This is a genomic window from Mycobacterium kiyosense (genome assembly GCA_021654635.1).
GTDB classification, from domain to species: Bacteria; Actinomycetota; Actinomycetes; order Mycobacteriales; family Mycobacteriaceae; genus Mycobacterium; species Mycobacterium kiyosense.
Genome location: AP025179.1, coordinates 1,067,165 through 1,080,068 on the forward strand (window position 1 = coordinate 1,067,165; position 12,904 = coordinate 1,080,068).

At 66.1% G+C, this 12,904-nt stretch carries 12 protein-coding genes and 2 pseudogenes; 12 read left to right on the plus strand and 2 right to left on the minus strand.

The features are described 5' to 3' along the window. The first annotated feature begins 2 nt into the window (after positions 1–2). The 7 genes and pseudogenes from rplB (at position 3) to rpsQ (ending at position 3,552) form a co-directional block, all read left to right on the plus strand. Positions 3–845, plus strand: coding sequence for a 50S ribosomal protein L2 (rplB, locus tag L6444_RS05025; protein WP_180916935.1), 843 nt, complete (start codon positions 3–5; stop codon positions 843–845). Positions 846–857: 12 nt separating this feature from the next. Beyond that, positions 858–1,139, plus strand: a complete 282-nt coding sequence (gene rpsS, locus L6444_RS05030) for a 30S ribosomal protein S19 (RefSeq protein ID WP_011739061.1) — start codon at positions 858–860, stop codon at positions 1,137–1,139. Continuing rightward, a complete protein-coding gene (gene rplV / locus L6444_RS05035) occupies positions 1,136–1,672 on the plus strand; it encodes a 50S ribosomal protein L22 (RefSeq protein ID WP_236981159.1) in 537 nt (178 codons plus the stop codon). Before rpsS ends, rplV begins: the two co-directional genes overlap by 4 nt. Beyond that, positions 1,672–2,514 carry a 30S ribosomal protein S3 gene (gene rpsC / locus L6444_RS05040; protein WP_236981161.1) on the plus strand — a complete coding sequence of 281 codons (843 nt, stop codon included), beginning with the start codon at positions 1,672–1,674 and terminating at the stop codon, positions 2,512–2,514. Before rplV ends, rpsC begins: the two co-directional genes overlap by 1 nt. Positions 2,515–2,517: 3 nt before the next feature. Beyond that, positions 2,518–2,934, plus strand: coding sequence for a 50S ribosomal protein L16 (gene rplP, locus L6444_RS05045; protein ID WP_047313519.1), 417 nt, complete (start codon positions 2,518–2,520; stop codon positions 2,932–2,934). After that, positions 2,934–3,186 (plus strand): annotated as a pseudogene (gene rpmC / locus L6444_RS05050) (50S ribosomal protein L29). Before rplP ends, rpmC begins: the two are co-directional and overlap by 1 nt. 7 nt (positions 3,187–3,193) lie before the next feature. Continuing rightward, positions 3,194–3,552, plus strand: a pseudogene (gene rpsQ / locus L6444_RS05055) (30S ribosomal protein S17). On the opposite strand, the gene L6444_RS05060 reads toward rpsQ, so the two are convergent. Further along, positions 3,553–4,131 carry a TetR/AcrR family transcriptional regulator gene (locus L6444_RS05060; protein ID WP_236983817.1) on the minus strand — a complete coding sequence of 193 codons (579 nt, stop codon included), beginning with the start codon at positions 4,129–4,131 and terminating at the stop codon, positions 3,553–3,555. A gap of 104 nt (positions 4,132–4,235) precedes the next feature. On the opposite strand from L6444_RS05060, the gene L6444_RS05065 reads away from it, so the two are divergent. The 4 genes from L6444_RS05065 to L6444_RS05080 all read left to right on the plus strand — a co-directional run bounded on the left by L6444_RS05065 (position 4,236) and on the right by L6444_RS05080 (position 10,362). Beyond that, complete coding sequence (locus tag L6444_RS05065) at positions 4,236–5,555, plus strand: oxygenase MpaB family protein (RefSeq protein ID WP_236981169.1); 1,320 nt, start codon at positions 4,236–4,238, stop codon at positions 5,553–5,555. Between the two features lie 448 nt (positions 5,556–6,003). Next, positions 6,004–8,361, plus strand: coding sequence for an arylsulfatase (locus tag L6444_RS05070; protein WP_236981171.1), 2,358 nt, complete (start codon positions 6,004–6,006; stop codon positions 8,359–8,361). Between the two features lie 69 nt (positions 8,362–8,430). After that, positions 8,431–9,321: a formylglycine-generating enzyme family protein gene (locus L6444_RS05075; protein ID WP_236981173.1), complete on the plus strand. Its 891-nt coding sequence runs from the start codon at positions 8,431–8,433 to the stop codon at positions 9,319–9,321. Positions 9,322–9,411: 90 nt separating this feature from the next. Further along, a complete protein-coding gene (locus tag L6444_RS05080) occupies positions 9,412–10,362 on the plus strand; it encodes a DUF4436 domain-containing protein (RefSeq protein WP_236981175.1) in 951 nt (316 codons plus the stop codon). A gap of 4 nt (positions 10,363–10,366) precedes the next feature. On the opposite strand, the gene pstS is transcribed toward L6444_RS05080, so the two are convergent. Continuing rightward, positions 10,367–11,491, minus strand: coding sequence for a phosphate ABC transporter substrate-binding protein PstS (gene pstS, locus L6444_RS05085; protein WP_236981177.1), 1,125 nt, complete (start codon positions 11,489–11,491; stop codon positions 10,367–10,369). A gap of 445 nt (positions 11,492–11,936) precedes the next feature. Between pstS and L6444_RS05090 the strand changes: the two genes are divergently transcribed. Beyond that, a complete protein-coding gene (locus L6444_RS05090) occupies positions 11,937–12,764 on the plus strand; it encodes a DUF4436 domain-containing protein (protein WP_236983818.1) in 828 nt (275 codons plus the stop codon). Positions 12,765–12,904 lie beyond the last annotated feature (140 nt).

Genomic DNA, 12,904 nt, shown 5'->3' on the forward strand with positions numbered 1-12,904 from the left:
ACATGGCAATTCGCAAGTACAAGCCGACGACTCCCGGTCGCCGTGGCGCGAGCGTGTCGGACTTCGCCGAGATCACTCGCTCGACCCCGGAGAAGTCTCTGGTACGCCCGCTGCACAGCAAGGGCGGGCGTAACGCGCACGGCCGCATCACCACCCGGCACCAGGGCGGTGGCCACAAGCGTGCCTACCGGGTGATCGACTTCCGTCGCAACGATAAGGACGGCGTCAACGCCAAGGTCGCGCACATCGAGTACGACCCGAACCGCACGGCAAGGATTGCACTCCTGCATTTTCTTGATGGCGAGAAGCGCTACATCATTGCGCCGAACGGCCTTTCGCAGGGCGACATCGTGGAGTCGGGTGCCAACGCCGACATCAAGCCCGGCAACAACCTGCCGCTGCGCAACATCCCGGCCGGCACCCTGGTGCACGCCGTGGAGTTGCGCCCCGGCGGCGGAGCGAAGCTGGCGCGTTCGGCCGGCTCCAGCATCCAGTTGCTCGGCAAGGAAGCCACTTACGCCTCGCTGCGCATGCCCAGCGGTGAGATCCGCCGCGTCGACGTGCGCTGCCGCGCCACCGTCGGCGAGGTCGGCAACGCCGAGCAGGCAAACATCAACTGGGGCAAGGCCGGTCGTATGCGGTGGAAGGGCAAGCGCCCGTCCGTCCGCGGTGTGGTGATGAACCCGGTCGACCACCCGCACGGTGGTGGTGAGGGTAAGACCTCCGGCGGTCGTCACCCGGTGAGCCCGTGGGGCAAGCCGGAGGGCCGCACCCGCAACCCGAACAAAGCCAGCAACAAGCTCATTGTCCGACGCCGGCGCACCGGCAAGAAGCACGGCCGGTAGGAGTAACCAACCATGCCACGCAGCCTGAAGAAGGGCCCGTTCGTCGACGACCATCTGCTCAAGAAGGTCGACGTGCAGAACGAGAAGAACACCAAGCAGGTCATCAAGACCTGGTCGCGTCGTTCGACCATCATTCCGGACTTCATCGGCCACACCTTCGCGGTGCACGACGGCCGCAAGCATGTTCCGGTGTTCGTCACCGAGTCGATGGTGGGTCACAAGCTCGGCGAGTTCGCCCCGACGCGCACCTTCAAGGGACACATCAAGGACGACCGGAAGAGCAAGCGGCGATGACTACCACTACCGAATATCCGTCGGCGACCGCCAAGGCGCGGTTTGTCCGGGTGTCGCCTCGCAAGGCGCGCCGGGTGATCGACCTGGTGCGTGGCCGCTCGGTGACCGACGCGCTCGACATTCTGCGCTGGGCGCCGCAGGCGGCCAGCGAGCCGGTGGCCAAGGTGATCGCCAGTGCCGCGGCCAACGCCCAGAACAACAACGGACTCGACCCCGCCACTCTGGTGGTCGCGACGGTGTACGCCGACGAGGGCCCGACGGCCAAGCGCATCCGGCCGCGTGCCCAGGGGCGTGCCTTCCGGATCCGCCGCCGCACCAGCCACATCACCGTGATCGTGGAGAGCCGGCCGAGCAAGGACCAGCGTTCTTCGAAGTCCGCACGGACCCGGCGCGCCGAGGGCAGCAAGGCCGCCACCAAGGCCGGGCCGGCTTCCGGCGCCAAGAAGGCCGCTACCAAGGCGCCCGCGGCCAAGAAGGCCGCACCCGAGGCCAAGACGTCTGAGGCTGCGCAAGCGAAGGGAGGCTCAGACTAGTGGGCCAGAAGATCAATCCGCACGGCTTCCGGCTGGGCATCACCACCGACTGGAAGTCGCGCTGGTACGCCGACAAGCAGTACGCCGAGTACGTCAAGGAGGACGTCGCGATCCGGCGTCTGCTGTCCACCGGACTGGAGCGCGCCGGCATCGCCGACGTGGAGATCGAGCGGACTCGCGACCGGGTTCGGGTGGACATCCACACCGCACGCCCGGGCATCGTCATCGGCCGTCGCGGCACCGAGGCCGACCGCATCCGCGCCGACCTGGAGAAGCTGACCGGCAAGCAGGTTCAGCTCAATATCCTCGAGGTGAAAAACCCTGAGTCGCAAGCACAATTGGTGGCCCAGGGCGTCGCGGAGCAGCTCAGCAACCGGGTGGCGTTCCGCCGGGCGATGCGCAAGGCCATCCAGTCGGCCATGCGTCAGCCGAACGTGAAGGGCATCCGGGTGCAGTGCTCGGGCCGCCTCGGCGGCGCGGAGATGAGCCGCTCGGAGTTCTACCGCGAAGGCCGGGTTCCGCTGCACACGCTGCGTGCCGACATCGACTACGGCCTCTACGAAGCCAAGACCACCTTCGGCCGGATCGGCGTGAAGGTGTGGATTTACAAGGGCGACATCGTCGGCGGTAAGCGTGAGCTGGCCGCCGCCGCGCCGGCCGGCGCCGACCGTCCGCGTCGCGAACGTCCCTCGGGCACCCGCCCGCGTCGCAGCGGTGCCTCGGGCACCACGGCGACGGGCACCGACGCCGGCCGCGCCGCCGGTGGTGAAGAGAGCGCAGCGACGCCCGCGGCAGACAGTGCAGCCGCGGCGCCCGCCGAAGCGCAGAGCACGGAGAGCTGAATCATGTTGATTCCCCGTAAGGTCAAACACCGCAAGCAGCATCACCCCCGGCAGCGTGGCATCGCCAGCGGCGGCACCACGGTGAACTTCGGTGACTACGGCATTCAGGCCCTCGAGCACGCCTACGTCACCAACCGGCAGATCGAGTCCGCTCGTATCGCCATCAACCGGCACATCAAGCGTGGCGGCAAGGTGTGGATCAACATCTTCCCGGACCGTCCGCTGACCAAGAAGCCCGCCGAGACCCGGATGGGTTCGGGTAAGGGTTCGCCGGAATGGTGGGTTGTCAACGTCAAGCCGGGCCGGGTGCTCTTCGAATTGAGCTACCCCAACGAGCAGACCGCTCGGGCGGCACTCACCCGTGCGATCCACAAGCTGCCGATCAAGGCACGCATCGTTACCCGAGAGGAGCAGTTCTGATGGCAGTGGGAGTTTCCCCCTGGCGAACTGCGTGAGCTCACCGACGAAGAGTTGCAGGAGCGGGTTCGCGAGTCCAAGGAAGAGCTGTTCAACCTGCGCTTCCAGATGGCGACCGGCCAGCTGAGCAACAACCGCCGGCTGCGTGTCGTGCGCCAGGAGATCGCGCGCGTCTACACCGTGCTGCGCGAAAGAGAGCTGGGTTTGGCATCCGGGCCGGACGGTTCCGATGTTGCCGACGAGAAGGACGCGTGAAGGAATCGTGATGGCAGAGGCTAAGACTGACGCGAAGAAGGCCACGGCATCCAAGGCGGCGGACGGCGCGCCGAAGGAGAAGGGCCCCAAGAACACTCTCCGGCCACACCCAAGCCCCGTGGCCGTCGTAAGACGCGCATCGGCTACGTGGTGAGCGACAAGATGCAGAAGACGATCGTCGTCGAGCTCGAAGACCGCGTTCGGCACCCGTTGTACGGCAAGATCATTCGGACCACCACGAAGGTCAAGGCGCACGACGAGAACGGCATCGCCGGCATCGGCGACCGCGTCTCGCTGATGGAGACGCGTCCGCTGTCGGCGACCAAGCGCTGGCGGCTCGTCGAGATTCTCGAGAAGGCCAAGTAGCTATCGGCGCGGGCCGATAAGGTCGGCGCGCAGGTTGTGCAGGAAGCTGCGCAACCTTTCCCGGGTGGCGTTTTCGGGGTCGCTGAGTCGTAGCTGCAGCAGTTCGCGGCCGGCGGCGTAGAGGATCCGAGCGGTGAATTCGGGATCGTGCAGATCCGGGTTGCTGCGTAGTAGTTCGGCGGTCAGGAATTCCCGCACCAGTTCCTGGGATTGAGCCAGCCGGGTATGCAGTTCCGGCGGCGCGCCCTGCGGTGGGAACAAGAACAACCGCCACGTCGCCGGATGGGTGTCCACGGCGGCCAGCACGCCGTCGAGTGCGCGCACCAACGTCTGATTCTGTGCGCTGGGCTCGCCCAGGCCGCTGATCGCCTCGAAGAACTGTCCGCCGGCGCGCCCGGCTTCCCGGTCGATCAACGCGACGAACAGGCCCGCCGGCCCACCGAACTGCTGGTAGATCAATGATCGGTTGATACCGGCTGCCGCGGCGACACGGTTCGGTGTCGCGGCATGAAACCCTTCGGCGTCCACGATGGCGTGGGTGATGTCAAGGATCTGCTCACGCCGGCTTTCGGCGGTCATGCGCCGCTTCGGCACATCCTTAGTGGCGGGAGTCACGCTTGACAGCATAACTAACACTTTGTGAGTATTGCTCACAACTTGTCATTTACGTCAGGGGTTTCTTGATGGTCGCGTATTTCCCGGAGCTCGCCCAGCGGGTCGCAAGCCAGCGCGAGTTGCAGCCAGATCTCTACGGCGACATCAACTTTGACGAACACCCGTACCGCCTGACCGAGGATCCCGAGGACAAGTCGGCGCTGCCCCGGTGGGTGGGCGACCGTGAGTCGATCCTGCAGGACGACCGCATCCGCGAATTGATGGAAACGGCCACCATGCTCGGCGACGTCGTGGCGGACCCGTATGCGGCCCTGATGAGCCGCTACAGCGTGGCGGAGCTGATCGACATGCTCAAGACGGCCTGCCGGCAGGGCATCGAGGCGGTGCCCGACGCGCCGGACGAGTTGCGGGCGTTCCTCGCCGCCATGGAAGCCACCCCGGACTGGATCAACCTCGACCTGGTGGAGGAGGGCGCCCGGAGCGCGCGCATCGCCGCGGCGCTGCTGGCCCACTTCATCACGCGCGGTGCCTTCATCGCGACCTTCACCAACACCTACGCCGCGCTGCCGATGGGCCTGACCGGTGCGCTCTCGGGTCGCCGCGCCGCACGGCGGGTCAACGAGACGGCCAGCTTCTTCGCGGTCACCACCCTGCCCGGCGCGCTGCAGCGCTTCGGCCCGGGGTTCGAGGCGGCCGCGATGGTCCGGTTGATGCACTCGATGGTCCGGTACAACGCGCTGAAGAAGTCCGAAAAGTGGGACACCGCCATTTATGGAGTGCCGGTCCCGCAGGTCGACCAGATGCCGGCCGGGATGATCGGGCAGTATCTGACCTCGCAGCAGGTGTTGCGGCAGGGGCGCACGGAGTTCAACGACGAGGAACGGGCGCTGGTCGAATTCGGGCGCTACCGCTGCTTTCTGCTCGGTCTGCCGGAGGAGTTGCTGCCCACCACGCCCGTCGACACCGTGCATGTCATGCACGCCCGCGCCGCGATGCTGCGCGACGGCTTCGATTCGGTGTGCCGCGAACTCGTCGACTCCACGATGGACGCCTACCTGCGGCCCGACACCACGTTGTTCGACCGGGCGGCCGAGGCGGTCGAGAAGAGCTACAGCAAGGAGACTTTCGTGCGGGCGTTCTGCAACGGCGACCGCGCCGTCGCCGCCGGCATGGGTGTCTCGATCGGGCTGGCGGATCGGGTGCGCATCGCGCTGACCGGACCGTTCATCGCCGGCCGGTTCCTGGCGGTCAACCGCGCCGCCCGGATCCCGGCACTGCGTCAGATCGTCGACGCGTACATCATCAGGCTGCTGAAGCTCCGGTTGGCGACCTACGGCAAGCCCGAATTCACCAGTGACTCAGCGCATTACACGCCGATCGCGGGCTGAGGGCAGGCGGCAGGCGGCAGTGTCAGGCAGCGCCGGGCCCAACCGGCCGGCGCGGGCCTCCCCCGATCGGGGGAGCGCGAATCAACCTGATTCGGCCGGATCGGTGGAGTCCGCGGCACGCGTGACGGCAGTAACTTGGGCGTCAGCGATTCGCGCGTCCCGCGGGTCGAGCAACCATGACGTAGATTCCGGGTCCCACGGAGTGCACCTGCTGCGCACCGTCCTCGGGGTCGGGAAAGACTGTCTACCAATGTTTTTCGGAATTTTTCGGTATCCCGGCGGAAGTCTTCGTGACGGCCCGCGGACGCGCCGAATCGGCCGATTCTGGCCGGGCAGCTGCGCTGAGGCGTTTTCTCAGGGTTTTCATCGGTCCGGCCACTAGCGTGTGCGCGGGTGTAATCTCGCACGCGATGTTCGATGGGTCATTACGGGAGTGAGGCGGGCAGGCATGACAGGGTCGACCGAGTTTCAGGGCAAGATCGCGCTCGATATCCGCGATTCCGAGGCGGATTGGGGTCCCTACGCGGCGCCGACCGCGCCGGAGAACTCACCGAACGTCCTCTACGTGGTGTGGGACGACACCGGAATCGCGACCTGGGACTGCTTCGGGGGTCTGGTCGAGATGCCCGCGATGGCGCGCATCGCCGAACGCGGGGTGCGGTTGTCGCAGTTCCACACCACGGCGTTGTGCTCGCCCACCCGGGCGTCGCTGCTGACCGGACGCAACGCGACGACCGTCGGTATGGCCACCATCGAAGAATTCACCGACGGCTTCCCGAACTGCAACGGCCGCATCCCCCTCGACACCGCGCTGCTCTCCGAGGTGCTCAACGAGCGCGGATACAACACCTACTGCGTGGGGAAGTGGCATCTGACCCCGCTGGAAGAGTCCAGCTTGGCCGCGACCAAGCGGCACTGGCCGCTGGCGCGCGGTTTCGAACGCTTTTACGGCTTCCTGGGCGGCGAGACCGACCAGTGGTACCCGGACCTGGTGTACGACAACCACCCGGTGAACCCGCCCGGCACCCCCGAGGACGGTTACCACCTGTCAAAAGATATCGCGGACAAGGCAATTGAATTCATCCGCGACGCCAAGGTGATCGCCCCCGACAAGCCGTGGTTCAGTTATGTCTGCCCCGGCGCCGGGCACGCGCCGCACCACGTGTTCTCCGAGTGGGCCGACAAGTACCGCGGTGTCTTCGACATGGGTTATGAGAAGTACCGCGAGATCACGCTGGAGAAGATGAAGGCGATGGGGGTGGTGCCCGCCGATACCGAGTTGTCGCCGATGAACCCCTATCTCGACATCAAGGGCCCCAACGGGGAGCCCTGGCCACTGCAGGACACGGTGCGGCCGTGGGACTCCCTCGACGACGAAGAGAAGAAGCTGTTCGCTCGCATGGCCGAGGTGTTCGCCGGCTTCCTGAGCTATACCGACGCCCAGATCGGTCGCATCCTGGACTATTTGGAGGAGTCCGGTCAGCTGGACAACACCATCATCGTGGTGATCTCCGACAACGGCGCCAGCGGCGAGGGTGGGCCGAACGGTTCGGTCAACGAGGGCAAGTTCTTCAACGGTTATATCGACACCGTGGAGGAGAGCATGAAGGTCTTCGACCACCTCGGCGGACCCGAGACCTACAATCACTATCCGATCGGTTGGGCGATGGCCTTCAACACGCCCTACAAGCTTTTCAAGCGCTACGCGTCGCACGAGGGCGGGATCGCTGACACCGCAATCATCTCCTGGCCCAACGGTATTGCCGCCCACGGCGAGGTTCGTGACAACTACATCAACGTCTGCGACATCACCCCGACCGTCTATGACCTGCTGGGGATAACCCCGCCGGACACCGTCAAGGGCATTCCGCAGAAGCCGCTGGACGGCGTGAGTTTCAAAGCGGCCCTGGATGACCCGGCCGCCGACACCGGTAAGACGACCCAGTTCTACGCCATGCTGGGCACCCGCGGGATCTGGCATGAGGGCTGGTTCGCCAACACGTTGCACGCCGCCTCCCCGGCGGGCTGGTCGCATTTCGACCGGGACCGCTGGGAGCTGTTCCACATCGAGGCCGACCGCAGCCAGTGCCACGACGTGGCCGCCGAGCACCCGGACAAACTCGAGGAACTCAAGGCACTGTGGTTTGCTGAAGCCGACAAGTACAACGGGCTGCCGCTGGCCGATCTGAACCTGATGGAGACGCTGAGCAGGTACCGGCCCAGTCTGGCCGGCGACCGCAACAGCTACGTCTACTACCCGGACTGCGCCGACGTGGGCCTGGGCGCCGCCGTGGAGCTCCGCGGCCGTTCGTTCGCCGTGCTGGCCGACGTGACGGTGGACAGCACCGGCGCCGAAGGGGTCTTGTTCAAACACGGCGGCGCGCACGGCGGGCACGTGCTGTTTTTCCAGGACGGTCGCTTGCACTACGTGTACAACTTCCTCGGTGAACGCCAGCAACTGGTTTCCTCCAACGGCCCGATCCCGCTGGGCAGACACGTCTTCGGCGTCCGCTACGAACGCAGTGGCACGGTCGAGAACAGCCACACCCCCCTCGGCGACCTGACGTTGTACTTCGACGACCACCCGGTGGGAACACTGGCCGACGTGGTCAGCCACCCGGGTACGTTCGGGCTCGCCGGCGCAGGAATCACGGTGGGACGCAACGGCGGGTCCAGTGTGTCCAGCCGCTACAAGGCGCCGTTCAAGCTGACCGGGGCCTCCATCGCCCAGGTCACCGTGGATTTGTCCGGGCGCCCCTACCAGGACGTGGAAAAAGATATCGCGCTTGCCTTTTCGCGAGACTGAGTCGGCGGTGTGCCGCGCGGCGACGCTGGGCCCTGACCCAGGAGTTCGGGGTCGTCATACCCTGATGCTGTGCTGACCGAGTTGATCGAGCTGCCCGGCGGGACCTTCCGCATGGGCTCGACGAGCTTCTACCCCGAAGAGGCGCCGATCCACACCGTGGCCGTGGCGGCCTTCGCGATCGAGCGGCACCCGGTGACCAATGCGCAGTTCGCCGAATTCGTCGCCGCCACAGGCTATGTGACGGTCGCCGAGCAGCCGCTGGACCCCGCGCTGTATCCGGGAGCCGATCCCGGCGACCTGACACCGGGGGCGATGGTGTTTCGACCCACCGCGGGGCCGGTCGACCTGCGGGACTGGCGGCAATGGTGGGATTGGGCGCCCGGCGCCTGTTGGCGCAACCCCTTCGGGCCCGGCAGCGACATCGGCGACAGGGCCGATCATCCCGTCGTGCAGATCGCCTATCCGGACGCCGCGGCCTATGCGCGGTGGGCGGGCCGCCGGTTGCCGACCGAGGCCGAGTGGGAGTACGCCGCGCGGGCCGGGGCGACGGGGGTCTACTCCTGGGGCGAGGACGAGAAGCCCGGCGGGGAGCTGATGGCCAACACCTGGCAGGGCCGGTTCCCGTACCGCAACGACGGTGCGCTGGGCTGGGTCGGCACCTCACCGGTCGGCATTTTTGCGCCCAACCGTTTCGGTCTGGTCGACATGATCGGCAACGTATGGGAATGGACCACAACGGAATTCAGTGCCCACCATCGATTGGATCAGCCGCCGAAGGCGTGCTGTGCCCCGACCGGCCCCGCCGACCCGGCGATCAGCCAAACACTCAAGGGCGGCTCGCACCTGTGCGCGCCGGAATACTGCCACCGGTACCGGCCGGCGGCGCGGTCGCCGCAGTCACAGGACACCGCGACCACCCACATCGGGTTCCGGTGCGTGGCGGATTCGGCAACAGGGTAACGAAATTCGCGTATCTCTCGCTCCGCCGTAGGCCTGCGGTTAATGTGTGAGTTTCGCCGGTACACCCCCAGATCGAAAGGCCGCGACCAGATGAGCCACCAGGCCCCGCCCGCACCGCCGCCTACACAACCGTCGGGCCCGCCGCCGACACCCCCGTCGGGGCCGCCGGCGCCGAAGTCCCCGTCGCGGGGGAGACGGATCATCATCGACCTCGGCGTGCTGTTGGCCGTCGTGGTGGTCTATGTGCTCTCGCTATACGGCGTCCACCTGCTGGCCACCTCGGCGGAGGAGATGGAGCAGCCGAACCTGGACACCAGCGACAACACCGTGGTGCAGGTGAAGCTGGAGGAGCTGGACACGGTCAACAACCGGCTGAAGGTCAGTGTGCTCGTCAAGCCGCAGAAAAACCTGATCAACCCGAAGTACTACGTGCTGGCCCAGGACGTCACGGTGCGAATGTTCCCCGAGAACGACCTCGGCGACCTGGTGTATCCGGTCGGCAAGGCGCCGGCGCAGCAGACCACCTATATCGACGCCGAGGGCGATCCCGCCAACTGGCCTTTCGACACCTACCGGACTCCGAAGATCTCCGCCGAGGTTTTCGCCGGGACGGCTGACAACCGCACCGTGGAAGATGCCCGTGTCGAAATCACGGGTTCGGTCGGCGGCTGGGACGTCAGCCTGCGCCGGGTTCAGTCCCCGGGTGACGAAGATCCCCGCCCGGACGATGTGATCATCACCCTGCAAAGGTCCAAGAGCACGCTGATCTTCGATATCGGCATCATCTTGGTCCTGGTCTCGCTACCGGCGCTGGCGCTGTGGGTGTCCATCCCGATGGTCCTGGGCAAGAAGAAGTTCCTGCCACCGTTCGTGTCCTGGTTTGCCGCGATGCTCTTCGCGGTGGTCCCGTTGCGAAATATCTTCCCCGGCAAGCCGCCGGAGGGTTCGTGGGTCGACCAGGCCATCACGTTGTGGGTGCTGCTGGCGCTGATCGTGGCGATGACGCTGTTCATCATGGCCTACCGAAAACAGTCGGACTGAGCGGTCAATCCGACGGGATCGAGCCACCGACCGCGCTGATCGCGTCGACCGCTTCGGAGACCCTCGCCTGGAATGCGGGCGACAGCGGGATGTAACCGGACTTGTTCAGGTCGACCTGTCCCGGCCCAATTGCGGCCTGTAAGAAGGCCTTTACCGCTTGGGCGACCTCGGCCGTGGGGTATCGGGAGCACACGATCTCGTAGGTGGCCAGGACGATGGGGTACACGTCGGGGTGGGCGGGGTTGTAGAACGACGAGATGTCGAGCACCAGGTCGTTGCCGGTTCCGACGATCTTGGCGGCGGTGATGGTCTTGCCCACCGTGTCGGTGCCGATCCGTACCGGCCGCAGCGACCTGCGGCTGGCCGGCGTCTTGATCTCGGCGGCGTACAGGCCTTGCTCGAGGGCGAAGGACAGTTCGTTATAGCTGATCGAGCCTTCGGTGGATCTGACCAACTCCGAAGTGCCCTTGTTGCCGGTGGCGCCGACGCCGACGTCGCCGTGGAACTTCTTACCCGTGCCTTGCTGCCAGACCCCGCCGGAGGCGGCCTGCAGATAGGACTGGAAGTTCTCGGTGGTGCCGGATGCGTCGTTGCGGTAGACGACGCGAATCTCCTCGGCGGGCATGGACGCGTTGAGTGCGGTGAGGGCCGGGTCGTCCCAGCGGGTGATGGTGCCGTTGAAGATCTTGGCCAGGGTGGGCCCGTCGAGCACCAGCGTGTCCACGTTGGCCAGGTTGTAGGTGATGGCCAGCGGGCCGAAAACCACCGGCAGGTTCCACGCGTCGGCGCCACCGCAGCGCACTTTGGCCGCGGCATACTGCTCCGCCGACAGCGGCGTGTCCGAACCTGCGAAATCTGTTTTCCCGGAGAGGAATTCGGTGATTCCGGCACCCGACCCGTTGGCGTTGTAGTTCAGCGTCTGATCGGGGCAGGCTTTGTGGTACGCGCTGACGAAGCGGGTCATCGCGTGGGCCTGCGCGGTCGAGCCGCTCGCAGCCAGCGTCTGCTTACCGCCACAGTCCACCTTCGCGCCACTGACGTAAGGCAGGGTGGCCGGGGCGTTGTCGCACGCCGACAGTGCCAATGCCATTGCGGCGAGCAACGGCACGGCGGCCCGAGTTCGATTCATATTGCGATATATGACTGTCCAACCGGCCCGGAAGCGAACAGCAGGTGAACCGGACTCCGGAACCGGATGAATCTCTGGTGTCCCGGCCGCTTTGCGGCCCCTGCCCGGACGCGCTTTGCCCAGCTGCCGCATCGACCGCCGGATTACGGCCAGATGTATTGCGGGTGAACCGCAATCGGTAGCTGCGCCAGGCGCATTCGGGTTCGCTAGCATCAGTGCCCGTGTCGTGCCGACAAGCCGGATCGGGCATGCCGGAGCCGAACGGAGATGCTCAGTGACCACCGAGGCGCCCCCTACCGAGTCGGCGGAAACCGAGCAGAAACCCGAGAAACCGGCGAAACCTCCCGAGGCGGCGCGCAAGTCGGACAAGAAGATCGCCAAGCAGCGGGCGGCGCAGAAAGCGCACCAGCGCCGCGTCGTGATCGGTGTCAGCGTCTTGGCGGTCATGGCGATCGTCTATGCGCTGTCGCTGGTGGGCGTGCACTATCTGCAGAAATCGGAAGGTCCGCTGCCGCCGCTGGATCTGAGCCAGGGTGGCAGCGATGCCACGATCGTGCAGCTGCGGCTGGAGGAACTCAAGCCGGTCGCCAACCGCTTGACAGTGAATGTGCTTGTCTACCCGGGCATTTCGTTGTACGACAATCGCTACGACGTGCTGGCCACTGACGTCGCCGTGCGCCTTTATCCGACGAGCGACCTGGGCGACCTGCACTACCCGAAAGGTAAGGCGCCGGCACAGCTCACCACCACCGTCGAGGCGCACGGCGACCCCGGTAACTGGCCGTTCGATTCCTACCGCACCGAGCCGATCGCCGCCGACGCGTTCGTCGGCTCCGGCGACAACGTGCGCAAGGTGCCCGCCCGGGTCGAGGTGACCGGCGGGCTGGACGGCTGGGATGTCAGCGTCAACCGCAGGCACGCCGCCATGCTGCCGACTTCCCGCGGGACGGACAACGGGGACGTCGTGATCACGTTCAAGAGGGCGAAAGGGCCGCTGATTTTCGACCTGGGCATCTGCCTGGTGCTGATCGCCCTGCCGACCTTGGCGTTGTTGGTGGCCGTCCCGATGGCGATGGGTAAGAGAAAGTTCCTACCCCCGTTCGCGACGTGGTACGCCGCCAACCTGTTCGCGATCGTCCCGCTGCGCAACATCCTTCCGGGCGCCCCACCGCCGGGGTCCTGGATCGACCAGGCCATCGTGCAGTGGGTGCTGATCGGCCTGGTGACGGCGATGAGCCTGTACATCTTCGCCTGGGTGCGACAGGGCGACTGACCTCGCGTGCCGCCAAACGCGGCGAACCGGAATCCGTACCGGGGTGTCCTGCTGTTAACGCTGGTGACGCGCATTGTTACGGGCGCGTAGCGCATCGCTTCACAAGCTGCCAGCAAACACCTACGTTGCTAACATCACGC

Bases quoted from the DNA above. Each gene is read 5' to 3' on its own strand.
- rplB (WP_180916935.1), top strand. From the start codon at position 3: ATGGCAATTCGCAAGTACAAGCCGACGACTCCCGGTCGCCGTGGCGCG.
- rpsS (WP_011739061.1), top strand. From the start codon at position 858: ATGCCACGCAGCCTGAAGAAGGGCCCGTTCGTCGACGACCATCTGCTC.
- rplV (WP_236981159.1), top strand. From the start codon at position 1,136: ATGACTACCACTACCGAATATCCGTCGGCGACCGCCAAGGCGCGGTTT.
- rplP (WP_047313519.1), top strand. From the start codon at position 2,518: ATGTTGATTCCCCGTAAGGTCAAACACCGCAAGCAGCATCACCCCCGG.
- L6444_RS05060 (WP_236983817.1), bottom strand. From the start codon at position 4,131: ATGACCGCCGAAAGCCGGCGTGAGCAGATCCTTGACATCACCCACGCC.
- L6444_RS05065 (WP_236981169.1), top strand. From the start codon at position 4,236: ATGGTCGCGTATTTCCCGGAGCTCGCCCAGCGGGTCGCAAGCCAGCGC.
- L6444_RS05070 (WP_236981171.1), top strand. From the start codon at position 6,004: ATGACAGGGTCGACCGAGTTTCAGGGCAAGATCGCGCTCGATATCCGC.
- L6444_RS05080 (WP_236981175.1), top strand. From the start codon at position 9,412: ATGAGCCACCAGGCCCCGCCCGCACCGCCGCCTACACAACCGTCGGGC.
- pstS (WP_236981177.1), bottom strand. From the start codon at position 11,491: ATGAATCGAACTCGGGCCGCCGTGCCGTTGCTCGCCGCAATGGCATTG.
- L6444_RS05090 (WP_236983818.1), top strand. From the start codon at position 11,937: ATGGCGATCGTCTATGCGCTGTCGCTGGTGGGCGTGCACTATCTGCAG.